Source organism: Shinella zoogloeoides (genome assembly GCF_033705735.1).
GTDB classification, from domain to species: domain Bacteria; phylum Pseudomonadota; class Alphaproteobacteria; order Rhizobiales; family Rhizobiaceae; genus Shinella; species Shinella zoogloeoides_A.
Genome location: NZ_CP131131.1, coordinates 743,726 through 769,285 on the forward strand (window position 1 = coordinate 743,726; position 25,560 = coordinate 769,285).

Consider the following 25,560-nt stretch of genomic DNA (forward strand, 5'->3'; position numbering starts at 1 on the left):
CCGGAGGAACGGCACGATTGGGCGCTCTTCATAGAGGCCCTGTTTCGTGGCCTGCAGGCCCGCTTCGCCATCTGGTCCTCGCGGATTCACGGGGGGCATTATCGGGAAAGAGCCTCTGCGAGGCGCCCGAGATAGGGTTTCATCCGTTCGGCGGGCACGCCGGCATAGCCGAGGATGAGCGCACCAGGCTTTGGGATCGCGACGGTGTAATCGGAGAGCGGGTAGCATTGCAGGCCCGCTTCGAGAACGTCGCGGCGAACGGCGCTGTCCTCCCGTTCGCTCGAAAGCCAGGCAAGCGCGTTGAGACCGCTTTCGGAGCAGTCGATGCGGGCGAGCCCGGCGAGCGCGGCTTGACCCGCCTCCAGAAAGGCTTCGCGGCGCTCCGAATAAAGGCTGCGCATGCGGCGCAGATGGCTGGCGAAGTGGCCGCCGCCGATGAATTCTGCGAGCACGAGCTGGGTTTCCACGGGCACGCTTCGATTGATCAGGCCCGAAAGGTTGCGGAAGGTATCGACAAGCCGCGGCGGCAGCACGAGATAGCCTACGCGCACCCCGGGATAAAGTGCCTTGCTGAAGCTTCCGGCGTAGATGACGCGGTCATGGCCGTCGATGGAGCGCATCGAGGGTAGCGGGGCACCGTCGTAGCGGAACTCGCTGTCATAGTCGTCCTCGATAATCCAGGCATCGTTCATCCGTGCCCATTCGAGAAGCGCGAGCCGGCGCGGAAGCGAAAGCGTCACGCCGAGCGGATGGTGCCGTGAGGGCATGACGAAGGCGATCCGTGCATCCGGATAGCGCATCGCCGCACCGGCGACGTCCATGCCTTCGCTGTCGACATCGGCAAGGCACATCCGGAAGCCAAGTGTATGGAAGAGGTTGTAGGCGGTGACAGGGCCGGGATCCTCGAACCAGATGCCGTCACCCGGATCGGCCAGCGCGAGCACCGCGAGCGTGAAGGCCGCATGCCCGCCGGGTGTGATGACAATCTGCTCGGGATCGCAAGGGTCGTGCCGATGCACGGCGAGATATTCGGCGATCCGCTGGCGCAGAATGAGTTCGCCGCCAAGATCGCCATAGCCAAGCGCGGCCACCCTGCCGCCGCGCGTCACCGAATTCCAGCATTTGCGCCACAGTGCAAAGGGAAAGCGGTCGATAGCCGGTCGGTTGGGAAGGAAGGGCATCGCCTCGAACTGGCCGATATCGGCCGACATCTGCCGGGAGAGAGTGCCGATCCGCGACAGCCGGAGCGGCAGCGTATCGGGTGCATTGGCCACGGGCTTGCGCCGGTACGGTCTTGCCGCCGGTGTCGGCAAGGCGGTAGAGACGAAGGTGCCGGCTCCCTGGCGCGCCTCGAGATATCCCTCGGCTTTCAGGTTCTCCAGCACGCGCACCAGCGTCTGGCGTGACAGGCCGAGCTCCTCGCAGAGAATGCGGCTTGCCGGCAGGCGCGTGCCCGCACGCAGATATCCCTTGAGGATCGCCTGGCGTAACTGGTCCTGCACCTGCCGGAATTTCGGCACGGCCGCCGCCGCATCAAGGCGAAGGAAAGGCAAGATCGGGCCTTCGAACTGCTTGGCCATGGCGACCTCGTGAATTGGTACAATCAAAAGCACAATAATGGACATTTTATTGTTGTCCAATTGTTACATGCTCCATCTACACGAAACGCACCGATGCAGCCCCCGGGACGCAGACAGAGTGCGGGGGAACCGGAATACGCGGTGGCACCTGCGGCCTATTGCCAAGGCCGGCCAGTAGCCAGCGACCACCAATTGTCGAAGATGCCAAACAGGAGGAATTCATGAAGAAGCGCCTATCCCACACCGTCCGCTCGACGTTCGTCTCCACGCTCGCCATCGCTGCCGCGCTACCGGGCCTTGCCCGCGCCGAAGCGCCCCAGGAACTCATCGATGCAGCCAAGAAAGAGGGCATGCTGACGGTCATCGCGCTGCCGCACGACTGGTGCAACTACGGCGAAGTCATCGAAGGCTTCAAGGCGAAGTATGCCGGCATTGCCGTCAATGAGCTGAATCCCGACGCCGGCACGGCTGACGAGCTGGAAGCGATCCGTTCCAACAAGGGCAATACGGGCTCGCAGGCTCCTGACGTCGTGGACCTTGGCCTCGCCTTTGCGCCGGCTGCCACGAAGGAAGGTCTGCTGCAGCCCTACAAGGTGGCGACCTGGGACGAAATTCCCGACAACATCAAGGATGCGGACGGCAACTGGTACGGCGATTACTACGGCGTCATGGCCTTCGGCATCAACAAGGACCTGATCCAGACCTCGCCGGCCGACTGGTCCGATCTTGCCAAGGCTGAATATTCCGGTTCGGTCGCACTAACCGGCGATCCGCGTTCCTCCGCACAGGCGATCCTCGCCCTGATGTCGGCCGGCATTTCGCGCGGCGCAGAACCAGGTGCGGAATCCGGCAAGAAGGGGCTGGAACTCTTCGCCGAACTGAACAAGGCCGGCAATTTCGTGCCCGTCCTCGGCAAGGCCGGAACCATCGCGCAGGGCCAGACGCCGATCATCGCGGCCTGGGACTACAATCTGCTCGCCTGGCGCGATGCGCTGAACGGTAACCCGCCGATGGATGTCATCGTGCCGAAGACGGGCGTGGTCGCCGGCGTCTATGTGCAGGCCATCTCGGCCTATGCGCCGCACCCGAACGCGGCCAAGCTCTGGATGGAGTATCTTTATTCCGACGAGGGGCAGATCGGTTGGCTGAAGGGCTACTGCCATCCCGCCCGCTTCAACGCCATGCTGAAGGCGGGGAAGTTCCCCCAGGACCTGCTCGACAAGCTACCACCGGCCGAAGCCTACGAAAAGGCGGTCTTCCCGAGCGTCGAGGCGCTTGACGCCAACAAGGGCGCGATCGTCGAAGGCTGGGACAAGGTCGTCGGCGCCAACGTGAAGTAACAGACCCGGCCGGAGGCCCTGCTTTCTACCCGGCGTCCGGCCGAACTCCCCTCAGGAAACAATCCGATGACGACAAGCGCCGCACTGCTGCCGGCGGCCTTGCGGCCGCGGCGGCTTCTCAACTGGGTCGGGGTCGCCCCCTTCTTTCTCTTTGCCACGCTGTTCCTGATCCTGCCGACGCTCAACATCGTCGTCGGCGCCTTCCGCAACGCGCAGGGTGAGGTGACCCTCGAAAATCTCGGCAAGCTGCTCTCGCCCTCGATCAGCGCAGCCTTTTGGATTTCCATCGAGCTCAGCCTGCTGACGGCGGTGCTTGGCTGCCTCTTCGGCTTCCTCATCGCAGCCGCCATCACGCTCGGCGGCCTGCCGCGCTGGCTGCGCAACGGTATCGTCACCTTCTCCGGTGTCGCTTCCAATTTCGCCGGCGTGCCGCTCGCCTTCGCGTTCATCGCCACGCTCGGCCGGCTCGGTTTCGTGACGATGCTGCTGCGCAACTGGTTCGGCATCAATCTCTATGGCTCCGGGTTCAACATAGTCTCGTTCCTCGGGCTGGCGCTCACCTATCTCTATTTCCAGATCCCGTTGATGGTCTTGATCATCGCTCCCGCGCTCGAAGGCCTGCGCCGCGAATGGCGCGAGGCGGCCGAAAGCCTCGGTGCCTCCGGTGCGCAATATTGGCGGATGGTGGCCCTGCCGGTCCTGTGGCCGTCGCTGCTGGGTACGCTGGCGCTGCTCTTCGCCAATGCCTTCGGCGCCGTCGCCACGGCCATCGCGCTCACCGGCTCCTCACTCTCCATCGCACCCATCGTGCTTTTCGCGCAGATCCGCGGCGACGTGCTGAACGATCCGCATCTCGGCTATGCCATCGCCTTCGGCATGATCCTGCTGACCGCGATCGCCAACGGCATCTACATCCTCCTGCGCATGCGCGCCGAACGGTGGGTCAAATGACGGGAAAACGCTTCTGGTCTCTTGTCGCCGTCGCGCTGGGCGGCCTCTATTTCCTGCTGCCGCTCGCCGGCATGGTCGATTTCTCGATGCGCATGAAACGCGGCGAATACAGCTTCGAAGCCTATCGCATCGTGCTGGCCGATCCGCAGTTCCAGCAGACTTTCCTCTATTCGGTCGGGCTGGCGCTGCTCACCATCGTCCTCGGTATTCTCCTTGTCGTACCGACCGCCTTCTTCGTACGGCTGAAACTTCCGGGCCTGCGGCCTGTCATAGAGTTCATCACGCTGCTGCCGCTGGTCATTCCGCCCATCGTCATCGTCTTCGGCTATATTCGTATCTACAACACGTCCTCCATCCTGCCGTTGACGGGGACCTGGTGGGGCACCAACCTCCTCCTGCTCTTCGGCTATGCGACGCTTGCACTGCCCTACATGTACCGTTCGGTCGATACGGGCCTGCGCACCATCGATATCGCCAGCCTTACCGAGGCGGCGCAGTCGCTGGGGGCCGGCTGGGTGCGAATCCTTGCGGTCGTCATCCTGCCGAATGTCTTCGTCTCGGTCCTGTCGGGGGCGTTCCTGACCTTTGCGATCGTTATCGGCGAATATGTCTTCGCCGCCCTGCTGAACGTCAATTCCTTCGGGCCCTACATGGTCTGGATGGGCAGCAACCGCGCCTATGAGCCTTCTGCGCTCGCCGTTGTCGCCTTTGCCATCACCTGGGCCTGCATGGGGCTGATCCAGCTCTTCACCCGTTTTTCGAAATTCTCCACCGCGAGGCGCTGACCATGGCTTTTCTCGACATCCAGCATCTGGAAAAAACCTTCGGCTCGCTCCGCGTCGTCAAGGATTTCAATCTCGGCATCGAAAAGGGCGAGTTCGTTTCCTTCCTCGGCCCGTCCGGTTGCGGGAAGACCACGGTGCTGCGCATGGTCGCCGGTTTCGAGACGCAGACATCCGGCACGATCCGCATCGACGGGCGGGATGTGACGGACCTTCCCGCCAATCGGCGCAAGATCGGCATGGTCTTCCAGGCCTATGCGCTTTTTCCCAACCTGACGGTGGCCGACAATATCGGCTTCGGCCTCAAGGTTGCCGGGGAGGGGAAGGCGCAGATTGCCCGCCGCGTTTCGGAAATGCTGGAACTGATCGGCCTGCCGCAACTGGGTGAGCGCTATCCCTTCCAGCTTTCCGGCGGCCAGCAGCAGCGCGTGGCGCTTGCCCGCGCGCTTGCCCCGCGCCCGCAGGTTCTGCTGCTCGATGAACCGCTTTCGGCGCTCGATGCAAAAATCCGCATCAGCCTGCGCGAGGAAATTCGCCGCATCCAGCAGGAGCTTGGCATTACCACCATCTTCGTCACGCACGATCAGGAGGAAGCCCTCTCCATCTCGGACCGCATTGTCGTCATGCATCAGGGTATCGCCGACCAGGTCGGCACGCCTTTCGAGATCTACAACCGCCCGGCGACGCGTTTCGTGGCGGAATTCGTCGGCACGCTCAATCTTGTCGATGCCGATGTGGTCGAGGCGGAGAGCGGCAGGGTGCGCTTCGGCGAAGTGCCCGTCGCGCTGAATCGTCCCCTGTCTGCGCGCGCCGGTGAGCGCATCAGTCTGGCGCTGCGGCCGGAAATCGTGGCGCTCGGGCGCGCCGAGGGGCATGACGTCGTGCTTTCCGGCCGCATCGCCGAAGTGCATTTCCTCGGGTCGGTGATCCGTATCCGCGTGGCGGTGGGCGGCCAGATTCTCTCCCTCGATACATTCAACCAGCCCGACCGGCCACCCCCGGTGGTGGGCGCGCCTGTCGAGGTCAGTGTATCCGGGCGCGATCTGCTGGTGCTCGCCGCCTGAACGCGGAGCACGGTCATTCTCAAGGAGGAGCCGACATCGTGACGGAAATGCCATGGGGCCGGGAAGCGTCTCAGGATTGGCGTGAAAGAGTGGCTGCGTTGCCTGCGGCAAGCCGCCTCCGGCTTGCCGCTCGGGCACGCAGCGCACCGCTCTTCGCCCACGCTTATGCCTTCCATCTCAACATGCGCTTCGGCGGCATGACGCCGCTACAGCTCGTGGATTTTGCCGAAGCGCAATGCCTTGCCGGTCTCAAGCTGCATGTCGACGACGGAGAACAGGCCAGCCTCAGCCGGATGAGCGACGATGCGCTCACTGCCTTCGCCGCGCAACTGAAGGCGCGGGGATTGGAACTTCATATCGAAACCAGCACGACGCATGCGAGCGGTCTTGCAGACGCGGTGCGTATCGGGCTGGCCACGGGGGCGACCTCCCTGCGGTGCTATCCGCGCTACGAGGGGCGGGTATCGCAAATCATCGCCTGGACGATCGCCGATCTGCGCCGCCTTGCCGACTTGGATCCCGAGGGCCGGTTGCGCTTGACGCTCGAACAGCATGAGGACCTGAAATCGGAAGAGCTCGTTCATATCGTGAATGCCGTCGCCAATCCGCGCCTCGGCCTGCTTTTCGACTTCGGCAACATGATCAATGCCTATGAACTGCCGATGCCGGCGCTCGCGATCCAGGCGCCATATGTCACCGAGGTCCATGTCAAGGACTGCCTCGTGCAGCCTGATAATGGTGGCTGGGCACACCTTGCCTGCCTGTCGGGCGAGGGCCATCTGCCGATGCAGGCGATGTTCGTGGACCTGCTTCTGCTGGGGCGAGACAGGCCCCAGGTCCTGGCCTTCGGCCTGGAGGAGGAGGAGGGTTATTTCGCCCCGGCTTTACGCCGGCCCTCTGACGGACCGGATCCCTTCATTCCCGGCCGTACGGCAAGCTTTACCGATATCGGTCCGGGCAATATCGAGGTGCGCCTGAGCCGGGAGGCGGCTGCCGCCCGACGGCAGGTGGAAACGATCCGCACCATGCTCGAAGACATCGCCCATGAAGCTGAAAGGACCGAAGGATGAGCGCCCATACCACTTGCCCGCCGGAATTCCTGGCCTTGGCGCACGCCATGGCCGATGCCGCCGCCGAAGCGATCCGGCCGTGGTTTCGCAAACGGATCGCCGTCGATGCCAAGGCCGACGCCAGTCCCGTCACGATCGCCGACCGCAACGCGGAAACGGTCATGCGCGGGATGATCGAGACTGCATTCCCGGAGCACGGCATAAGGGGTGAGGAATTCGGTGTCTGCCGTAGCGATGCGGACTGGATCTGGGTTCTGGATCCGATCGACGGCACGAAATCCTTCCTTTCGGGGTCATTCGCCTTTGGTACCCAGATCGCGCTTCTTCATCGTGGCGAGCCCGTTCTCGGCCTGATCAACCAGCCGATCACCGGCGAGCGCTGGCTCGGCACAGACGCGGCGGCGACCCTTAACGGTGAGCCGATCCGCACCAGCGACAAAACCGGGCTCGCCGAGGCCATTCTCTATACATCCGCCCCGGAGCAGTTCGACCGCGTGGGCCACGACCGCTTCGCGGCGCTTGCGGCGAAGGTCAGCTTCAGCCGGTTCTCGCACGATTGCTACGCCGCCGGCATGCTCGCGCTCGGCGGCATCGACCTGCTCGTTGAAAGCAACGTCTTCGACTACGACATCCTGCCCCAGATGCCCATCGTGGAGGCGGCTGGCGGCATCGTGACCGACTGGAGGGGCGGCCGCTTGTCGATGCCCGTCGATACGAGGCTGTGCTGATGGCGGCCAATCAGGAGATTCACCGTAGGGCCTTGGACATATTGAACCAATAGTAAGGCGGACGGTAAATCCATGGCCTGGTCATGCATCAGCTCGGGAATGAAAGCCCGAATTGAATTTACTCCGGCATCAGGCCGTTCACGCTTCAAGGATGAGGCCGGCGGCGATGATTGCCAGCACAAGCGCCGCGATAGCCGTGTAGGCGTAGTCTCTTTCTCGCAAAAAGATGGCCAGCAGCAATGCCACGCGCGCGATCGGCAGCGAGATGAACATCACGATGCCCGCTCTCATCGCGTCATGTCCGCTCAGCGGGAGGGCCGGCCAGCGTGGCACCGGTTCGAAAAGAGTCAGGAGAAGGCCGAAGGCGACCAGCGAGGTGGCGAGCCAGGTTCCATACCGGAGAAGTCCGGCAATGATCTGGTCCCGCCGCTCGAAATCGTCTGTCCCGGGCTTCATGCAAATCCTCCGGCAAAGTTGAGATCGAAGGCGCTCAGCACCATCAAAACCGCCAGCAGCGAAAGTACGATCACGAAGAAGACGCGCAGCCTGTCGGCCGGAAGCCACATCAGCAGGCGCGCGCCCAGAAGCGCGCCGCCGACCGAGCCGATCGCGATGGGGCCGGCAATGCCAATGTCGATATCGCCTCTGACGAAATAAGCGCCGGCACTGGCGGCTGCGGTGACGCCGATCATGAAATTCGAGGTGGCGGACGAGACTTTGATGGGAAGCCGCAAGGCGGTGTCCATGGCCGGGATTTTCAGGACGCCGGAGCCGATCCCCAGCAGTGCGGAGATGAGGCCTGCGCCATACATCAGCGCCATGCCGAGCGGGACGCGGCCAACCCGGTACGATACGATCTGCCCCGACGCCGGATCGGGAAAGCTGGAATGCAAGCGCAGCACCGAACCCCAATCCTTCACGTTCGGGGCGGCCGTATCAATCGCCTCGTGCCGTCGCGCAAGCATCTGCTTGGCAGAAATCGCCAGAATGGCAGCAAAGAGACCGTATAGGGCTCGCGTCGAGACGATCCCGATGAGAAGCACGCCGGTCAGGGCCCCGAGCGTGGTGGCCGTCTCCAGCACGATGGCAAGGCGGATATTGGTCAGGCGTCCTTCCAAGAACGCGGCTGCACTGCCGCATGAGCAGGCGATAACCGAAACGATGCTCGCGCCAATCGCGACATGAATGTCCACGCCGAACAGCAAGGTGAGGATCGGCACGATGAAAATGCCGCTGGCCATGCCCAGCACACCGCCGAGAGCACTGGCGCCGAACGCGGCCACGAATAGCCACAGGGTTTCCATTGCCCCGCCTCCCGTCACGAATGGCTGCGCGGACGCCGTTCCAGACGCGTGACAAAGCTGATCAGGTCGCCGCGATAGTAGAGCCTTTCATAATCGACGGGGCGATGCCCTTCGGTGTAGGACGTCCGCTCGATCAGGAAAATCGCGCTGCCGGGCTCGATGCAGAGGGCCTGTGCTACGTCAGGCGCGGCGGTCGTGGCCTCCAGCCGGTACTCCGCTTCGACGAGCGGCAGGTCATACCTGTCTTCGAGCAGCGAAAAGATAGGCTCGGCATCCAAATCATGCGTGACGATCTTCTTCCCGATCTCGTGCGGCAAGTAGGTTTCATCAAATGACATGGCGACGCCATCGGCCATCCGGACGCGCTGAATCCGCATGACGAGGCTCCCGGGCGGCACGGCCAGTTGCCTGCCGGCGACCTCATCGGCAGGCACGCTTTGCTTGTCCAGCAGCCGGGTGGTCGCAGTGCGGCCAAGCGCCCGCATGTCCTCGACGAAGCCTGTCAGCTGGGTCAGTTCCTGGGTCACCTTCGGCGGCGCGATGAAGGTGCCTTTGCCGCGACGGATTTCGACCCGTCCACGCGACACAAGGTTTGCGATCGCTTTGCGAACCGTCGTGCGGCTGACGCCGAAGCGTTCAATCAGACGATCTTCCGGTGGAAGTTGGTTACCCGGACGAAGCACGCCGGCGGATATGTCGGATATCAGCGCCGCTTCAACTTTTGCGTAGAGGGGGCTGTGGTCATCGTCAATGTTCATGATGGTCGTAATGACATAATGACGTCACTATGTCGATGCCTTCCCGTTACGCCACATTTGACATGAGATGCCGATCGCGAGCGGTCCTGCGTAACCGGAGCGAACGTGGTGAAGGCATCGTTTGTTGTCGGGAGCCGGGCGTCACGGAAAACGGTTCCGCCTTGCAGGCCTTTGCAAGGATTCTTACCCGACGCAACTTGACTGCAAACATCTTTGCCAACACAATCGGCGCTGCAAACAACTTTGTCGGGCGCAATGAACATTCTTGATCGCATAAAGGCCAAGTCGAAGAAGCTGACAGACGCGGATCAGAAGCTGGTCGCGACCATGCTGACGAACCGCGCGGAGGCAGCCTTCCTGTCGGGGCCGCAGATCGCCCAGCGCGCAGGCGTTCATGAAGCGACGGCGACAAGGCTGGCGCAGAAGCTCGGCTACAAGGGCTTTCCCGATCTGCGGGCAGAGCTTCAGCGCGAGGTGCTGCTGGATCAGGATGCGGCGAACCGCATGCGCCGCTCGGTCGCCAAGGTCGAGCATGGCGATTACCTGACGGACCTCATCGATGCCGAGATCGCCGCGCTGGAAACGCTCGCGCGCGCCGTGCCGCAGGCCGATATCGACCGCGCCGCCGACATGATCTTCGAGGCGCGCCGGGTCTTCGTCTTCGGGCAGGGCCATGCGCAGTCCGTCGCCGGCTTCCTGCAGCGCCGGCTCGACCGTTTCGGCATGACGACCATCGCGCTCACCGGCCGCGGCCGCGACATCGCCGAGCGCCTCGTCGGCATGGACGGCAACGACATCGTCATCTCGCTTGCCTTCCGCAAGCAGCCGCAAAGCTATGCGCCGTTGGCGCGCCATGCCGCCCGCGTCGGCGCGCGCACCATCCTGATCTCGGACCTCGCCGGTCCACTGATGGAGCCGCCGGCCGATCTCATGCTGGCCGCCCCGCGTGGCCGCTCGGGAAGCGAATTCCAGACCCCGACCATCCCCTTCGCCATCGTCAACGGCATCGTGCTGACGATCGCGGGGCGGCATGAGCGGGAGATCATTGGAAGACTGGAAAAACTGTCGGGGCTTTTCAACGACTTCGACTGAACGAAACCTGGAGGAGGAAACCATGCTGAAACGACTGTGTTCGACCGCCCTTGCGGCCTTTCTCGTTCTGCCGGCCGCCGCGATGGCCGACGATCTCGACGGGCTGACGCCGGAGCAATTGCTGCCGCTCGCCCAGAAGGAGGGCAGCGTCACCGTGTTCTCGCTGTCGAGCCGCATCGCCAAGATCGAAGCGGCCTTCGAGGCGGCCTATCCGGGCATCGACCTCATCGGCCTCGACATGAGCTCGACAAAGCAGATCGCCCGCGTGGAGGCCGAGCAGCAGGCCGGCGTGCATGCCGTCGACGTGCTCTACATCGCCGATTCCCCGGTGGTCTTCACGAAGCTCCTGGAGGAGAAGCGCATCGTGAATTACGTGCCGCCGCGCGTCGCGGGCGTGCTGGAGGATCGCTACAAGGCGCCGCTCCTCACGCAGCGTCTGTCGACCAAGGTGCTGATGTACAACGAGAAGGCCTTCCCTGACGGTTCGCCCGTCACCAATCTCTGGCAGCTCACCAAACCGGAATGGCAGGGCCGGGTGCTGATGGTCGATCCGAGCCAGCGCGGCGAACTGCTCGATCTCCTCACCGAAATCGCGCTCCATCCCGACGAGATGGCGGCCGCCTACAAGGCCGAGTTCGGCAAGGATATCGAAGTCGAGGACGGACTTGAAGGCGCCGGCGAGCAGTTCATCAAGGCACTCATCGAAAACGACCTGATCATGCTGCCCAACAGCGACGTGCTCAACAAGTCGGTCGGCGACGTCAACGCCAAGAACCCGCCTGTCGGCTTCGGCACCTATTCCGACCGCCGCGACAACGAGAAGGAAGGCTGGGCCCTGCAGGTCGCCAACAATGTCGAGCCCGCCAACGGCATCCTCTTCCCGGCGATCCTGACCATCGCCGACAAGGCGCCGCATCCGGCGGCCGCGCGCCTGCTCATCGACTTCATGTTCGGTGACGACACGCCTACCGGCGGTCCGGGCTTCGAGCCCTTCAACGTGCCGGGCGACTATGCGGTGCGTCCGTCCATCGCCGATCATCCCGACTCCGTGAAGCTCGGCGAACTGAAGGCCTGGACGATCGATCCGGCAAAGACGGCGGCCGCGCGCGGGCGCATTTCCGACCTCATCATCACGCTCCAGTAACGAACCCGCAGGCCGGCGTGTCGCGCGGTTCCTTACGGGGAGCCGCACAGGCATCAACACGGGCGCGCCGGTCCGCGCGGAGGGTTTTCATGACATCGACTTCGCTTTCCGTGCCATCGGGCAGCCGGCTGCTCCGATCGGGCTTCCTGTTGCCGGCCGCGCTGGTGCTCATCGTCGCCGTGCTGGTGGTCGCGCCGCTCTTGCGCATTCTCCTCTCGACGCTGACGCCGGAGGGGCTTGCCGCCTGGACGGCGGTGCTCGCCAGCCCGCTTTCGACCAATCTGTGGTGGCGGCCGCTGCTGAACACCATGCTGCTCGGCTTCAGCGTCGCCAGCGGCTGCCTGCTGATTGGCGGCTTCCTCGCCTGGCTCGTCGTGCTTACCGATGTGCCCGGCCGGCGCTTCCTCGGCATGATGGCCTCGCTGCCCTACATGATCCCGAGCTTTGCCGCGGCGCTCGCCTGGGGCACGCTGTTCCGCAATTCGCGCCTCGGCGGTTCGGCCGGCTTCTTCGAGACGAACGGCCTTGCCATTCCCGACTGGCTCGCCTGGGGCCTTATCCCCACGGCCATCGTGCTGATCGCCCACTATTATTCGCTCGCCTACACCATCATCGCCGCGGCACTCGGCTCCGTCGGGGCCGATCTCGTGGAGGCCGGGCAGATGGCGGGCGCAAGAAGGCCGCGCATCTTCTTCGGCATCATCCTGCCCGTCGTCACGCCGGCGCTGATCGCCGCGGCCTCGCTCACCTTCGCCGGTGCCGTCGCCAACTTTGCGGCGCCCGCGCTGCTCGGCCTGCCGGTGCGCATGCAGACGCTCTCCACCCGCCTCTTCGGCATGATCGAGACGGGGCAGAACGAACGCGGCTTCGTGCTTGCCCTGCTGCTCATCGCCGTTTCCGCGCTGTTCCTCTTCCTGTCCGACCGTCTGGTGTCGGGTCGCAAGGCCTTCATCACGGTCACTGGCAAGGGCGGGCGCACGAAGCGCTTTCCACTCGGCGCCTGGCGCTGGCCGCTCTTTGCCGTCGCGCTGCTGATCGGCCTTCTGACCACCGTCACGCCGGTGCTGGTGCTGGCCGCCTCCAGCCTCGCGCCGCAGAGCGGAGCGCTGTTCTCCAACTGGACGCTGCATTTCTGGATCGGCGAGGGCGGCGGCGAGATCGCGCAGGGTCAGGCGGGCATCTTCCGCAATCCGGTGCTGATCGACGCGCTCTGGAACACCATTCGCCTCGGCCTCGTCGTCGCCTTCACCACCATGCTGCTCGGGCTGGCGCTCGCCTATACGATCGTGCAGCGCAAGGGCACCCTCCTGGCGACGCTGCTCAGCCAGCTCGCCTTCCTGCCCCTGCTGGTGCCGAGCATCGCCTTCGCCGCGGCCTATATCGCACTGTTCGGTGCGCCCATCGGCCCGTTCCCCTCGCTTTACGGCACTTTCGCGCTGCTCGTCGTCGCGGCCTCCGCGCACAACCTGCCCTTCGCGGTACAGTCCGGCCGCTCGGTGCTCGGCCAGATCTCGGCGGATATCGAAGAGAGTGCGCGGCTGACCGGTGCGGGCCTTATCCGCCGGCTCTTCGCCATCATCTTCCCGCTGGCGATCCGCGGTCTCTTCGCCGGGGCAATCCTCGTCTTCGTCAAGATGGTGCGTGACCTCTCGCTGGTCGTGCTTCTCTTCACCGCCACCTCGCCGGTGCTCAGCATGGTCGCCTACCGCTATGCGTCGGAAGGCTTCATGCAGTTCGCCAATGCCATCACCCTCGTCATCCTCGTCGTCTGCCTTGCGGCCTCGTTCCTGGCCCATGCCCTGCAGAACCGCGTCCAGAAATGGAAAGAGCAATGAACGCCATCGCCACCGGCGCTGCGGACGCCATACAAATCCGCAATCTCGTCAAACGCTTCGGCGCCTTCACCGCCGTCAAGGACGTCGATATCTCCGTGCCCGCCGGCTCCTTCCTGGTGCTGGTCGGCCCCTCTGGCTGCGGCAAGTCCACGCTGCTCCGCATGCTGGCCGGCCTCGAAAGCCCCAGCGAGGGGGAAATAGCCTTCGTCGGCAAGACGGTTTCCAGCGGGGCGGGCGGCGTCATCGCCGATGCCGGCCGCCGCAATGCCGGCCTCGTCTTCCAGAGCTACGCGCTCTGGCCGCACATGACCGTCGCCGGCAATATCGCCTGGCCGCTGAAGGTTGCCGGCTGGCCGCGGGAAAAGCGCGAGAAGCGGGTGAAGGAAGTCCTCGCCCTTCTCGGCATCGACGCGCTCGGCGAGCGCTACCCGGCGGAAATCTCCGGCGGCCAGCAGCAGCGCGTGGCGATCGCCCGCACCATCGCGCCGGAACCGAGCATCCTGCTTTTCGACGAGCCGCTTTCCAACCTCGATGCGAAACTGCGCATCGAGATGCGCAGCGAGCTGATGCGCATCCACCGGGCGACCGGCGCGACGTCGGTCTACGTTACCCACGACCAGGTCGAGGCCATGACCATGGCGACCCATGTCGCGGTGCTCAACAATGGCCGCGTCGAACAGTTCGGCAAGCCAATCGATCTGCTGCGCAATCCGCAGACGACCTTCGTCGCGACCTTCCTCGGCACACCGCCGGCAAACCTCCTGCCGGTGCGCCGGTCGGGCGAAAGCCTCGTCTTCGGCGAGACGGCGCTGGCTCCGGCCGCGCTGGCCGGCGGCCGGGACGAGGTACAGCTTCTCTATCGCGCCGAGGAAGTCGGCGTCGGTGCCGTGTCCGGCGCACCGACGCTCACCGCGCGGTTTGCCGAGGCGGCGCCCATTGCCGGGCGGACCATGGTCACGGCGATGGTGGGGGATCTGCGCATCACCGGCATGGCCGACGGCTATTTCAGCGCGAGCCCGGGCGAGCCCGTCGCGCTTTCGTTCATTCGCACACCCGATGCGGTCTTCGCGACCACTGGAGAAAGGATACATCAATGAGGCTGATCCTCATGCGCCACGGCGAAACGGAGTGGAACGCCGAACAGAGGCTGCAGGGACAGGACAATTCGCTGCTCTCCGAGCGCGGCGTCGCCCAGGTCAAGCGCTTCCGCGCCTATGCGAAGGCCCTGCAGCCGGCGCGCATCATCGCGTCCGATCTCGGCCGTACCCGGCAGACGGTCGCGCTGATCGGCCATCCCGACGCCCCCTCCGACGAGCGGTTCCGCGAGTTGGACATGGGCGAATGGACCGGCCGCTGCAAGCCCGACCTCATCGCCGAACGGCCCGACGACTACGCGGCCTGGCGGGCCGGGCGCTTCACGCCGGAAAGGGGCGAGACCTGGGGCGTGTTTCGCAGCCGCGTTGCCGAGGGGGTGCGCGACTGGATGGCCCGCACGGAGGGCGATCTTCTCGTCGTCGCGCATGGCGGCGTCATCCGTGCAGCCTGCCATGAATTCCTCGACCTGCCGCCGTCCCGTGTCGTGCCGGTAACGCCTGGAACGGCGACCATCCTCAACTTCCCGGGGCGGGACAGATCGGCTGCGCAGCTCGAAGGCTACAATATCGGGTCTGTTGCTCCCGATGTTTCGGTCGCCGATTGATCCCCGAGGCGGACCGTTGCCTTCGGCTTCGTCCGCCTCCACCTTTCCGCGCCTGCGGGACTTTGCGGTCCTGCCATTCGAAACTGCCGGGGAAGTCCGGATCGGCAGGCCGGACTTCCCGTTTTCATCTCAATGTCCGGTCGATGCTGAGAACGCGGCATGCTCCTTGTCGTGCAGGGCGAAGCGGTCGAGCATGTGCGCGCTCGCCTCGTTGACGCCGGACACGGAGACATCGATGCCCTGCCGGCGGTATCTGAGGACGATCTTGTCGAGAGCGCCGACGGCGGTAATGTCCCACAGATGCGCTTGCGACACGTCGATCGTGACCTTGCTTACCGGCTCGGTGAAATCGAAGGCGGCGATGAACCCTTCCGCGGAAGCGAAGAAGATCTGACCGTCGACGTGATAGGTGCGCTCGCTCTTCTCCTCGTTCAGGGTGGAGCGAACGTGGAAGAGCCTCGCAACCTTGCCGGCGAAGAACACGCCCGAGAGCAACACGCCGACGAGAACGCCCTTTGCGAGATCGTGCGTGCCGACCACGGTCGCCACCGTCGCCAGCATCACGATGGAAGAGGACGGCGGATTTCGGCGAAGGTCCAGGATCGAGCGCCAGGAAAACGTGCCGATCGATACCATGATCATGACGGCGACCAGCGCCGCCATCGGGATGATGCGCACGAGATCGTCCAGCACGAGGATGAGGAATAGGAGAAACGAACCGGCCACGAAGGTGGAGAGCCGTCCGCGACCGCCGGAGGTGACGTTGATCATTGACTGGCCGATCATGGCGCAGCCGCCCATGCCGCCGATGAGGCTGGAGGCGATGTTGCTTGCGCCCTGCCCGATGCATTCTTGGCTCTTCGAGCTTGGCGTATCCGTCATGTCGTCGACGATCTGGGCTGTCAGCAGCGATTCCAGCAGGCCGACCGCAGCGAGCGCCACCGAGTACGGGAAGATGATCTGCAGCGTCTCGAATGTAAGCGGGACCTTTGGCAGCGCGAAGATCGGCAGAGAGGACGGCAGTTCGCCGAGGTCGCCGACGGTGCGCAGATCCAGGCCGCCCCACCAGGCGATGCCGGTCAGGACGAGAATGGCGACCAGCGGCGAGGGGATGGCCTTTGTGACATAGGGAAAGAGGTAGATGATCGCGAGGCCTGCGGCGATCATGGCATAGGTCAGCCCCGGCACGCCGATGAGCTCCGGCAACTGCGCCATGAAGATCAGGATCGCCAGCGCGTTGACGAAGCCGGTGATAACCGAGCGCGAGACGAAGCGCATCACGCGGCCGAGCTTCAGGAGGCCGGCGCCGATCTGGATGAGGCCCATCAGCAACGTGGCGGCGAAGAGGTATTCCAGGCCGTGCTCCTTGACGAGCGTGACCATCAGAACGGCCGTTGCCGCCGTTGCGGCGGAGATCATGCCCGGACGGCCGCCGGTGAAGGCGGAGACGCAGGCGATGGCGAAGGAGGCGAAAAGCCCGACCTTTGGATCGACGCCGGCAATGACCGAGAAGCCGATGGCCTCCGGAATGAGGGCAAGCGCGACGACGATGCCGGAGAGAATGTCGGCGCGAACGTTCGAGAACCACTCGCGCTTGTAGGCTGTCAGATTGAGCATGGGAAAGTCCGCAAGAGTAGTGCATCCAGACCGGACGATGTCCGGCACGTGAACTGGTTTGATGCTTTTGCGTTGTCTGGCGGATCGGCGGCCAGAAGAGCCACCCGGAATTTCACCGGGTCCGGGGTGAATGAAGCCGTTATAGAAAATGTTGCGCGCGGGTCAACGGCGATTTCGGACAAGATGCGGCGGGATGGCCGGAGGAAAGACGATGAAACGAAAGGTAGCCTCTCCTGCGGCGTATTTTCGGGCATCGCGCAGCGCAATCCGGCAAGTCGGGTCTCGATGGCCGTTGCACCCATTCTGCCGGTGTCCTCCTCTACCGTCGAACATCCCTTGAACCGCCCATGATGTCGGCCGTGGCCTGTCAGTGGCGGCCGGTTACGGCTGTCTGAATCAGGAAAGCATCTTACTGTCGATGAGATCGATCTCTTTTTCGGTTGACAGAGGAAAAGGGCATGCTATCCGTTAATGAGATCGATCTCATTTTCACGGAGGAGAGAAAAATGAGCCGCATCCGCCGCATGTTGATTGCTGCAACCGTTTCCATGCTCGCCATCGGCGCGCATGCCGCAAATGCCGAGGACAAGCTGAAGGTCGCCTTCATTCCCGGCATCGCTTCCGACCCGTTCTTCCTGGCGATGGAGAAGGGCGCGCGGGCGGCGGCCGACAAGCTCGGCGTCGAGCTCGTCTGGCAGGGCAGCGCCTCGGAATATTCGCCGCAATCGCAGATGCCGTTCGTCGATGCCGCTCTCGCGGACGATATCGATGCGCTCATTCTCGTGCCGACCGATCCCGACTCGCTCCAGCCGGCCGTCGTGCGGGCGGAGGCCGCGGGCATTCCGGTCATCACCGTCGACACGACCGTCACCGACCAGGCCTACCTGACTTCTCACATCACCGGCGACAATGTCGACGGAGGACGGCAGGCGGCCAGGACGCTGGCCGGGCAGATCGGCGGCGAGGGCAAGGTCTTCATCATGTCCGGCTCGCCGGGCGCGACGACCAACACCTTGCGCGAACAGGGCTTCCGCGAGGAACTGGCGGCGAACTTCCCGAAGATCGAGATCGTCGGCCGCGAATATGCCAACAGCCAGCCGGCCACTGCGACATCCGCGGTCAACACGGTGCTTCTGAACCATCCCGATCTTGCCGGTATCTTCGCGATCGACGGCACGAGCGGCACGGGCACAATCGCCGCGCTGCGCAACAGCAATGCGGTCGGCAAGGTCAAGCTCGTCGGTTACGACGCCTACAAGGCGCAGGTCGATGCGTTGCAGGAAGGCGTCTTCACCGCGCTGGTCGCCCAGCAGCCGGCCAAGGAGGCGGAACTGGCCCTCGAATACGCCAAGGCGAAGGTCACGGGCGAGGGCGCCGACAAGATCGAGAAATCCGTAGTCATTCCGAACGTGGTCATGACCAGGGAGAATTTCGCGGAGACGGGCTCCTCCATGTATTCGGAGTGAGCCGGCGGCTCTCCTGTTTCCCGCACGGAGATCTACGACAATGGAAATGCAAGGCAAGTTGGCCCGCCTGAAGGCGTCCGGCCTCAGGCAGGATGTCGTCCTGTTGCTGCTGTTCTGCGTGATGGTGCTGGCGTTCTCGCTCGCCAATCCCCGGTTCTTCTCGGTCCGAGCCATGGCGAACATCCTGCAGGACTTCTCGCCCGTCGTCCTGATGGCGATCGGCCAGACCTTCGTCATCGCCTCCAGGGGCATCGATCTCTCCGTGGGCTCCGTTCTCGGGCTGGCGGGCGTCTCCATGGCGCTCGTCATCCGCGCGGCGAACGAGGCGGGCATCGATCCGTGGCTGGCGATTACGCTCGGCCTTCTGGCGGCGGTCGGCGTTGGCGTCGTGGTCGGCCTGATCAACGGGTTTCTGATCACCTATTGCCGGCTCGTGCCCTTCGTCGCGACGCTGGCGACCATGGGCGCGGCCGCCGGCATGAGCCTCGTGCTGACCGGCGGCACGCAGATCGCCGGCGCGCCGAAGGAGGTCATCCTGCTCGGCAACGCCACCTATTTCGGCGCGCTGACGGTGCCCGTCATCGCCGTGTTCGTCATCATCGCCGTCTCCTGGGCCTTCATGTCCCGGGCCCGGTTCGGCCGCTGGACCTATGCGATCGGCTCCAATCCCTTCGCGGCGCGTGGTGCCGGCATCAATGTCGAGCGGCATCTCATCAAGCTCTACCTGCTGTCCGGCGTGCTGGCGGCCCTTGCCGGCGCTTTCGTCTATTTCCGGCTCGGCTCCGGCTCGCCGCTCTCCGGGCGCGGCGGCGAACTGAACGCCATCGCCGCGACGGTCATCGGCGGCGTCAGCCTGCTCGGCGGCACGGGCAAGCTGTCGGGCGTCGTGGTCGGCGCGCTCATCACGACCGCGGTGCTGAGCGGCCTCATCCTGATCGGCGTCCAGCCCAACTGGCAGCAGATCGTCGTGGCGGCGCTCATCGCGCTGGCCGTCGGCATCCAGGGACTTGGCGCAAAGGGAGGCCGCTGATGGAAAACGCTTCCGTTCTTTACGAGGTCCGTGGCGTGGGCAAGCGCTATGGCGGCGTCGTGGCGCTCGACAATGTCGACTTCGCCCTGCGCGCCGGAGAAGTGGTCGGCCTCGTCGGCGACAATGGCGCGGGCAAGTCGACGCTGGTCAAGGTGCTGTCCGGCGCGCATGAGCCGGACAGCGGCGAGATCTATCTCGACGGCGTGCGCCGGGTATGGAAGTCGCCGCATGACGCGCTGGAAGCCGGCGTCGAGACGCTCTACCAGGATTCGGGCGTCGCGCCGGACCTCACGGTGGCGGCCAATGTCTTCCTCGGCCGCGAGATCGTGCGCAAGGGTCTTCTCGGCAAGCTCGGCTTCCTCGACGAGAAGGCCATGCGGCGCCAGGCCCATGCCGGGCTCGAGCAGGTCGGCATCGCCGTGCCGGCGAGCGATCGCCCGGTGGCGCGCCTTTCGGGCGGCCAGCGCCAGGCCGTCGCCATCGGCCGGGCCGTGGCCTGGGCGAACAAGGTCATCCTTCTGGACGAGCCCACCAACCATCTCGGCGCGCGCCAGGCGGGGGAGGTGCTGGAGATCATCCGCAATGCCCGCGCCAAGGGCTTCGGCGTCATCTTCATCTCCCACACGCTGCCGCATGTTCTGGAGGTGACGGACCGCATCGTCGTCCTGCGCCTCGGCCGGGTGGTCGCGGACGCGCCGTCCTCGGCATTCACGCCCGACAGCCTCTTGAAGGCGATCACCGGCCTCGGTCAACCTGAAGGAAAATAGCCCCATGCTGCTGCAAGTCGCACTCGACAAGCCCGAGCATCTCGCAATCCTGCCCGCTCTCACCGGCCTTGCCGATATCATCGAAGTGGGAACCCCGCTTCTCAAGCGGTTCGGCGTCGCCGCCATCACGACGGTGCGCGAGATCTGCCCCGACGTGCCCGTCCTCGCCGATACGAAGACGGTCGACGGCGGCGCGCTCGAAGCCAACATGGTGTTCGGCGCGGGCGCCTCCTTCATGACCGTCCTGTCCTGCGCCTCCAGGGCGACGCACGAGACGGTCGGCAAATGCGCCGTCGCCTTCGGCGCTTCCGTCATCGTCGACACGATCACGGAATCCGGCAAGCCGATCCTGCTGCCGCAGGACTTCACCCTGCCGGAGGGCTTTGCCTATGTCGCGGTGCATTCGCCGACGGATGCGCGCCTCGCCGGCGACAATTCGACCGGCCACATCGACGCCGTCGCCGCCATGCATGCACGCGGCTTCCGCGTGTCGCTCGCCGGCGGCATCGGCCCGGCGACGCTGGATTCGGTCATCGCCGTCAAACCCGAGATTCTCGTCGTCGGCAGCGCCATCACGGAATCGGAAACCCCAGGAAAGGTAGCATCATGGATCAAGGAACGGCTCCCGGAACAAGGCCTTGGCTGGCCGTGGGACAAGAAATAGGCGAGCTGCTGGAGCGCATCGATCCGCAGGCCTTCGCCGCCGTCGTGGAGGCTTTCCGTGACGGCGACCGCCGGTGGTTCTTCTCCGGGCAGGGACGCTCGGGGCTTGCGGCCCAGATGTCGGCGATGCGCTTCATGCATCTCGGCAGATCCGTGCATTTCGTCGGCGAGGTGACGGCGCCGTCCGTCCGCAAGGGCGATGGCCTTTTGATCATCTCCGGTTCCGGCGAGACGCCCGTCAGCCTCAGCTACGCGAAGATCGCCAAGGCCGAGGGCGCGAAGGTGATCACGCTGACGCACAAGCCGAAGGGCACGCTTGCCGGCATCGCCGACATCGTGCTGCCGGTTCCGGTGGTCGAGACGAAGCAGTTCGGCGGCAGCCTCTTCGAGCAGACGTGCCTGCTTCTCCTCGATGCGGTCGTGCTGCAGCTTGCCTCCGGCATGGCCGATGCCCACGGCACGATGGCCTATCGGCACACCAACCTGCAGTGAGCCGCCGATGCATGGTGTCGTAACCATCGGCGATTGCATCGTCGACGAAATCAGGGCCGAGGGGAAAGACCCCGAGCGGTTCGCCGGCGGGGCAGGGCTCAACCTCGCCGCCGGCATCGCCCGGCTCGGCCTGCCTTCGACACTCGTCACGCGCGTCGGCCAGGACCGGGACGGATACTACCTCCTGCGCTATGCGCGCGAACGCGGCATCCGGATCGTCAACACGCCGACGGTGGACCCGACCGGCGTCGTCAGCTCGACGCGACTGAACGGCGAGCCGAGCTATGCCTTTGCGCCGGCCATGTACCGCCGCCGGATCGCGTTCGGGCCGGAGGCACTGCATGTGCTGTCGAATGCCGCCGCCGCGGTCGTCAACTCGTATCCGCTGGACAATCCCGCGCATGCCGACGATCTGGTACAGGCTTTTTCCGCCGCGCCCGGCTTGCGGATCGTCGATCCCAATCCCCGTCCGCGCCTGATCTCCTCCCTCCCGGCCTACCGGCAGGGATTCGAGAAGGTCCTTCCCGTCGCGAGCCTCGTGAAGCTCAGCGACGAGGATGTTCAGCTCCTCTATGGAACGGACTGGCGGTCGGTGGCGGAACATCTGTTCGGTATGGGGGTCGAAACCGTCCTGTTTTCGCATGGTGCAGGCGGCGCGACCCTGATCGATCGGTCCGGCCTTCAGGTCGCGGTTCCGATTGCCGGCAGACCGGAGCCGATCGTCGACACGATGGGGGCCGGCGATGCGACGCTGGCAAGCCTTGTCGCCTCCCTGCTGCGCGGCGGGCGGCCCGGCACCGCCGACGTCTGGCGACGATATTTGATGGAAGCGATGGCGGTCGCCGCCGCGACCTGCCGCCGGGCAGGCGCCGAGCTCGTCCTGCCGTAGCGTCGCGCCTCGGGCTACCCGGTTTCCATCCCGGGAGGAACCCAATATGGGATATCGACATGCGGTCGGAAAATCGGAACGGAACATGACGCAGGCACCGAATGACAAGGCAGCGAGATTGATCGACGTGGCGCGGCGCGCCGAAGTGTCGCGCGCCACCGCCGCGCGCGCGCTCGGCGGCTACGGCCTCGTCACGGAGGCAACGCGCGAACGCGTCCTGGCGGCGGCGGCCGAGCTGAATTACCGGGTGAACGAACTGGCCCGGTCGATGCGCTCCGGCCGGTCGCTGACGATCGGCGTCGTGGTCGCCGACATCTCCAACTCGTTCTTCAACAGCGCCATCCGCGCCATCATCGAAACCGCCTCGAGGGCCGGTTACCAGATTCTCGTTCTCAATACGGACGACGATATCGAGAAGGAGCGGAACGCCGTCAGGGTTCTCATCGAGAAGCGGGTCGATGGCCTTATCGTCGTGCCTGCTTCGCAGCATGAAATCGAGCATTTGCTCGTCCAGAGCGAGCCGGAAGTACCAGTCGTGCTGTTGGACCGGCGCGTCGATTCCGATGAAATCGATTTTGTCACGACGGACGATCGCGTCGCAGCCGGGGCGGCGATCCGCCATTTTGCCGCCGCGGGTCATGTGCGGATCGGCTTGCTGGTGGCGACTGCCAGCGTCGAAGGACATTGCCTCGCCATGCCCGAGCAGGTGGTGAGCACGGTTCGGGATCGTGTCGAAGGGGCAACTGCGGCGCTGGCCGAGTTGGGGCTTGCGGTCAATCCGGAATGGACGCGCTACTGCCACAGCAGCGTGGAGACGGCCCGTGCGGCGATGGCGGAGATTCTTGCAAGCCCCGAACCGCCGACCGCTATCCTCGCCACGAATGAGGAAATGGCGCTGGGCGCGTTGGCCGCGGCCCAGGAATTTGCGGTCGGAATTGGCGAGGCTCTCTCGATCATCGCTTTTGACGAAGCGCCATGGACCGGTGTGTTCCGGCCGCCGCTGTCCGTGATAAGGCGTCCTGTCGCCAAACTCGGTGCGGCAGCAGCGGAGCTCCTGCTCAAGAAGATCGAGGATAGTTCGTATCGCAGCTCCCAGGTGCTCCAGGCGGAGCTGATCGCACGGCGATCGGTAGAAGCGCCCGCGCTATAGCCGCTTCTGAGCTTGATGGTCGAGCCACACCTGTTCCAACGCCTACAAGGCAAGAAAACCGTCGACCCAACCGAATGGGTCGACGCAGGAGCATAATCTCATTCGATGACGGTGATCTTCGAGCCGTTGAGGAACTTCGCCGGCTCGAAACCGCGGGCAATGGCCATCGGCACCATCAGCAGCTGGATGGGCAGGATCTCCAGGACAGGCAGAAGCCCTTCCGCCACGGCGGGCAGAGACAGGACCGCTTCGCTTCCCGAAAGCGCGGCCGCCGTGCTTGCGGGCGCGACGACGAGGCTGCGGCCGCCGAAGCGGGCAATGTCGGCGACGGTCTTCAGGTTGAGGTCGAGCGTGGCGCCGGGGCCGCCGAGGAACAGCATGCTGCGGAAACCGTCGCGCACCAATTCCAGCGGACCGTGGCGGAACTGGCCGCCGGACAGTGCCTGTGTCGGCGCCTTTGCGGCCTCGGCCGTGACCAGCGCGCCCATCATGGCGCTGGCATAGCTCGCGCCGCGGCCGATAAAGGTCAGAGGCAAGTCATGGCCGAGGAAGGCCAGCATCTCGTCCAGCCTCGCGGGCACTCTGGCCAGAACCTCGTCCGTGGCGTCGGCGAGCGTTGCGATATCCGCGGCGACCGTGTCGCCCCCGTCGATCAGCATGCGTTCGAAGATATATAGGGCGGCAAGGCCGGCGGTGTAGGTCTTGGTCGAAACGGTCTGTTCCGGGCCAACCTCCGTCGCCAGCGCCAGCGACGCCCAGCGTGCCAGAGTGTTGTCGCGGGGGTTGGTGATCGCCACGCGGATGCTGACGCCGGCATCCAGTTCCGTCATGCGGCACAGTTCGACGCTCTCGCCTGACTGCGAGATGGCGATGACCATGGCGCCGGGGCGCAGCAGCGTGGGCGCCTGCTGGATGAGTTCGGACGTATCCCAGAGTGAGACCGGGACGGGAAGCGACCGGCTCAGCCGCAGCCAGGTGCCGTAGGCGCTGAAGAGGGATCCGCCCATGCCGGTGAGGATGATGTGCCGGACGTCTCCCTTGTCGATCGCGGCGCGGATCGCCCGGATGTCGGCGGCGAGGCCGGGCGTGACGAGCCGGCCCAGCTTGCGGATTGCTGCCGGCTGTTCGGCGATTTCGTCGAGATAGGACTGGGACACGGAAACTCCATCAAGGCTTGGGGGTGGGAAAGATTTGCGCCGCAGCGCCGATGATGCCGGCATCGTTGCCGAGCGAGGCGAGCGAGAAGCGGACCGGTGCGAGATAGAGCGCGAGGCCCGAGAGCCGGGCCTCGCGCTCGAGCGGCCCCAGCAGCAGGTCGCCGGCGGCGCTCAGCCCGCCGCCGAGCAGGATGACGTCGGGAGCGAAGATCTGCGCCCAGGTGGCAGCCCCACGCCCGAGCCATCGCCCGACATCGGCGAGCATCGCCACTGCAGCGGGGTCGCCTTCAAGGCCCATCACCACGACATCCGACGCGTCGGGCTCCCGCCCGAGGCTGCGCGCCCTTGCCGCGAGCGGACTCTCCGGCATTTCGGCGCAATAGCGTTGTACGGTTCCGTTCAGGGCGTCTGCGGAGGCGAGCGATTCCAGGCAGCCGACGCATCCCTGCCGGCAGGGCCGGCCGTCGCTTCCGTGAATGATGAGCTGCCCGGCATTCCCGAGGCCGCCGCCCGAGGTGATGAAGGGCTTTCCGTCGACGGTGAGCGCAACGCCGATGCCGGTTCCCGCCGCGATCAGCAGCGAGCGCCGGGCATCCCTGTCCCTGCCGAACATGGCTTCCGCCAGGCCGGCCGCCGTCCCGTCGTTTTCCATCCGGGCCGGAAGGCCGAACAGGTTGCCGATGCGCTCGGCCAGGGGGAAATCGTCGAGGGCAGGGATGTTGCCGAGATCACCGGAAAGATTGTCCGGATGGATGCGCCCCGGAAAGCCGATGCCGATGCCCAGTGGCTTCGCCTGCGGATGGGCCGACAGGATATCGCCGATCGCAGCCGCATATTGCCGGACGATGGCATCTGCGCCATCGGTCTCGCTGACGACGATGCGACGCCGCTCGGCGATCTCGCCTCTGGTCGAGACGAGGCCGATCTTCGTGCTGCCGCCGCCGATGTCGATGCCGATTGCGAAATCCTGTTGCGACACGGG

At 64.9% G+C, this 25,560-nt stretch carries 26 protein-coding genes and 1 other annotated feature; of the genes, 19 read left to right on the forward strand and 7 right to left on the reverse strand.

All coding sequences use genetic code 11. The features are described from left to right. Positions 1–98 precede the first annotated feature (98 nt). Positions 99–1,625, reverse strand: a complete 1,527-nt coding sequence (locus tag ShzoTeo12_RS21245; RefSeq protein ID WP_318914090.1) for a PLP-dependent aminotransferase family protein — start codon at positions 1,623–1,625, stop codon at positions 99–101. A gap of 176 nt (positions 1,626–1,801) precedes the next feature. Here ShzoTeo12_RS21245 and ShzoTeo12_RS21250 point away from each other — a divergent pair, with 176 nt between their 5' ends. From ShzoTeo12_RS21250 to ShzoTeo12_RS21275, 6 genes are all read left to right on the forward strand, one after another. Next, entirely contained in the window at positions 1,802–2,920 is a 1,119-nt protein-coding gene (locus tag ShzoTeo12_RS21250) for an ABC transporter substrate-binding protein (RefSeq protein ID WP_318914092.1), read from the forward strand. Between the two features lie 66 nt (positions 2,921–2,986). After that, a complete protein-coding gene (locus tag ShzoTeo12_RS21255; protein ID WP_119254891.1) occupies positions 2,987–3,871 on the forward strand; it encodes an ABC transporter permease in 885 nt (294 codons plus the stop codon). Beyond that, positions 3,868–4,656 carry an ABC transporter permease gene (locus ShzoTeo12_RS21260; protein WP_318914094.1) on the forward strand — a complete coding sequence of 263 codons (789 nt, stop codon included), beginning with the start codon at positions 3,868–3,870 and terminating at the stop codon, positions 4,654–4,656. Before ShzoTeo12_RS21255 ends, ShzoTeo12_RS21260 begins: the two co-directional genes overlap by 4 nt. Positions 4,657–4,658: 2 nt before the next feature. After that, positions 4,659–5,717: an ABC transporter ATP-binding protein gene (locus ShzoTeo12_RS21265; protein ID WP_318914096.1), complete on the forward strand. Its 1,059-nt coding sequence runs from the start codon at positions 4,659–4,661 to the stop codon at positions 5,715–5,717. Positions 5,718–5,899: 182 nt separating this feature from the next. Next, positions 5,900–6,787, forward strand: coding sequence for a sugar phosphate isomerase/epimerase family protein (locus tag ShzoTeo12_RS21270; protein ID WP_318914098.1), 888 nt, complete (start codon positions 5,900–5,902; stop codon positions 6,785–6,787). A 47-nt stretch (positions 6,788–6,834) separates the two neighbouring features. Continuing rightward, on the forward strand, positions 6,835–7,515 hold the full coding sequence (locus ShzoTeo12_RS21275; protein WP_318914100.1) for an inositol monophosphatase family protein: 681 nt from the start codon (positions 6,835–6,837) through the stop codon (positions 7,513–7,515). 138 nt (positions 7,516–7,653) lie between these two features. On the opposite strand, the gene ShzoTeo12_RS21280 is transcribed toward ShzoTeo12_RS21275, so the two are convergent. The 3 genes from ShzoTeo12_RS21280 to ShzoTeo12_RS21290 are packed head-to-tail and all read right to left on the reverse strand — an operon-like array spanning position 7,654 to position 9,577. After that, positions 7,654–7,971: a DUF1634 domain-containing protein gene (locus ShzoTeo12_RS21280; RefSeq protein WP_318914102.1), complete on the reverse strand. Its 318-nt coding sequence runs from the start codon at positions 7,969–7,971 to the stop codon at positions 7,654–7,656. Beyond that, entirely contained in the window at positions 7,968–8,819 is an 852-nt protein-coding gene (locus tag ShzoTeo12_RS21285) for a sulfite exporter TauE/SafE family protein (RefSeq protein ID WP_413251191.1), read from the reverse strand. The genes ShzoTeo12_RS21280 and ShzoTeo12_RS21285 overlap by 4 nt, the downstream gene beginning before the upstream one ends. Before the next feature lie 14 nt (positions 8,820–8,833). Continuing rightward, positions 8,834–9,577, reverse strand: coding sequence for a GntR family transcriptional regulator (locus ShzoTeo12_RS21290; protein WP_318914105.1), 744 nt, complete (start codon positions 9,575–9,577; stop codon positions 8,834–8,836). A 255-nt stretch (positions 9,578–9,832) separates the two neighbouring features. Here ShzoTeo12_RS21290 and ShzoTeo12_RS21295 point away from each other — a divergent pair, with 255 nt between their 5' ends. The 5 genes from ShzoTeo12_RS21295 to ShzoTeo12_RS21315 all read left to right on the forward strand — a co-directional run bounded on the left by ShzoTeo12_RS21295 (position 9,833) and on the right by ShzoTeo12_RS21315 (position 15,347). Beyond that, on the forward strand, positions 9,833–10,669 hold the full coding sequence (locus ShzoTeo12_RS21295) for a MurR/RpiR family transcriptional regulator (RefSeq protein WP_318914107.1): 837 nt from the start codon (positions 9,833–9,835) through the stop codon (positions 10,667–10,669). A gap of 25 nt (positions 10,670–10,694) precedes the next feature. Beyond that, positions 10,695–11,813: an ABC transporter substrate-binding protein gene (locus ShzoTeo12_RS21300; RefSeq protein ID WP_413251199.1), complete on the forward strand. Its 1,119-nt coding sequence runs from the start codon at positions 10,695–10,697 to the stop codon at positions 11,811–11,813. An 89-nt stretch (positions 11,814–11,902) separates the two neighbouring features. Further along, entirely contained in the window at positions 11,903–13,648 is a 1,746-nt protein-coding gene (locus ShzoTeo12_RS21305; protein WP_318914110.1) for an iron ABC transporter permease, read from the forward strand. Next, a complete protein-coding gene (locus ShzoTeo12_RS21310; protein WP_318914112.1) occupies positions 13,645–14,745 on the forward strand; it encodes an ABC transporter ATP-binding protein in 1,101 nt (366 codons plus the stop codon). The genes ShzoTeo12_RS21305 and ShzoTeo12_RS21310 overlap by 4 nt, the downstream gene beginning before the upstream one ends. Then, positions 14,742–15,347: a histidine phosphatase family protein gene (locus ShzoTeo12_RS21315; protein ID WP_318914114.1), complete on the forward strand. Its 606-nt coding sequence runs from the start codon at positions 14,742–14,744 to the stop codon at positions 15,345–15,347. Before ShzoTeo12_RS21310 ends, ShzoTeo12_RS21315 begins: the two co-directional genes overlap by 4 nt. 129 nt (positions 15,348–15,476) lie before the next feature. Here the strand turns inward: ShzoTeo12_RS21315 and ShzoTeo12_RS21320 are convergent, their stop codons facing one another. Beyond that, a complete protein-coding gene (locus tag ShzoTeo12_RS21320) occupies positions 15,477–16,964 on the reverse strand; it encodes a SulP family inorganic anion transporter (protein WP_318914116.1) in 1,488 nt (495 codons plus the stop codon). Positions 16,965–17,012: 48 nt separating this feature from the next. Between ShzoTeo12_RS21320 and ShzoTeo12_RS21325 the strand changes: the two genes are divergently transcribed. The 8 genes from ShzoTeo12_RS21325 to ShzoTeo12_RS21360 all read left to right on the forward strand — a co-directional run bounded on the left by ShzoTeo12_RS21325 (position 17,013) and on the right by ShzoTeo12_RS21360 (position 23,421). Then, entirely contained in the window at positions 17,013–17,315 is a 303-nt protein-coding gene (locus ShzoTeo12_RS21325; protein WP_318914117.1) for a hypothetical protein, read from the forward strand. Further along, positions 17,035–17,090: a sequence feature (sul1 is cis-regulatory element that is thought to sense ions involved in sulfur or methionine metabolism; They are found in Alphaproteobacteria), on the reverse strand. (Overlaps the previous gene by 56 nt.) A gap of 155 nt (positions 17,316–17,470) precedes the next feature. Further along, on the forward strand, positions 17,471–18,430 hold the full coding sequence (locus ShzoTeo12_RS21330; protein ID WP_318914119.1) for an ABC transporter substrate-binding protein: 960 nt from the start codon (positions 17,471–17,473) through the stop codon (positions 18,428–18,430). A 46-nt stretch (positions 18,431–18,476) separates the two neighbouring features. After that, positions 18,477–19,460, forward strand: a complete 984-nt coding sequence (locus ShzoTeo12_RS21335; protein ID WP_313192455.1) for an ABC transporter permease — start codon at positions 18,477–18,479, stop codon at positions 19,458–19,460. Further along, positions 19,460–20,227, forward strand: coding sequence for an ATP-binding cassette domain-containing protein (locus tag ShzoTeo12_RS21340; RefSeq protein ID WP_318914122.1), 768 nt, complete (start codon positions 19,460–19,462; stop codon positions 20,225–20,227). The genes ShzoTeo12_RS21335 and ShzoTeo12_RS21340 overlap by 1 nt, the downstream gene beginning before the upstream one ends. Positions 20,228–20,231: 4 nt before the next feature. Beyond that, positions 20,232–20,891, forward strand: a complete 660-nt coding sequence (locus tag ShzoTeo12_RS21345) for an orotidine 5'-phosphate decarboxylase / HUMPS family protein (protein WP_318914124.1) — start codon at positions 20,232–20,234, stop codon at positions 20,889–20,891. After that, positions 20,876–21,382, forward strand: coding sequence for an SIS domain-containing protein (locus ShzoTeo12_RS21350; protein ID WP_318914126.1), 507 nt, complete (start codon positions 20,876–20,878; stop codon positions 21,380–21,382). The genes ShzoTeo12_RS21345 and ShzoTeo12_RS21350 overlap by 16 nt, the downstream gene beginning before the upstream one ends. 7 nt (positions 21,383–21,389) lie before the next feature. Next, complete coding sequence (locus ShzoTeo12_RS21355; protein WP_318914127.1) at positions 21,390–22,271, forward strand: PfkB family carbohydrate kinase; 882 nt, start codon at positions 21,390–21,392, stop codon at positions 22,269–22,271. A gap of 85 nt (positions 22,272–22,356) precedes the next feature. Continuing rightward, positions 22,357–23,421: a LacI family DNA-binding transcriptional regulator gene (locus ShzoTeo12_RS21360; RefSeq protein WP_318914128.1), complete on the forward strand. Its 1,065-nt coding sequence runs from the start codon at positions 22,357–22,359 to the stop codon at positions 23,419–23,421. A 98-nt stretch (positions 23,422–23,519) separates the two neighbouring features. On the opposite strand, the gene ShzoTeo12_RS21365 is transcribed toward ShzoTeo12_RS21360, so the two are convergent. Beyond that, positions 23,520–24,578 carry an SIS domain-containing protein gene (locus ShzoTeo12_RS21365; protein WP_318914129.1) on the reverse strand — a complete coding sequence of 353 codons (1,059 nt, stop codon included), beginning with the start codon at positions 24,576–24,578 and terminating at the stop codon, positions 23,520–23,522. A gap of 10 nt (positions 24,579–24,588) precedes the next feature. Continuing rightward, the gene (locus tag ShzoTeo12_RS21370; RefSeq protein ID WP_318914130.1) at positions 24,589–25,557 is read right to left on the reverse strand and encodes an ROK family protein; all 969 of its coding nucleotides are present in this window, start codon (positions 25,555–25,557) and stop codon (positions 24,589–24,591) included. Positions 25,558–25,560 lie beyond the last annotated feature (3 nt).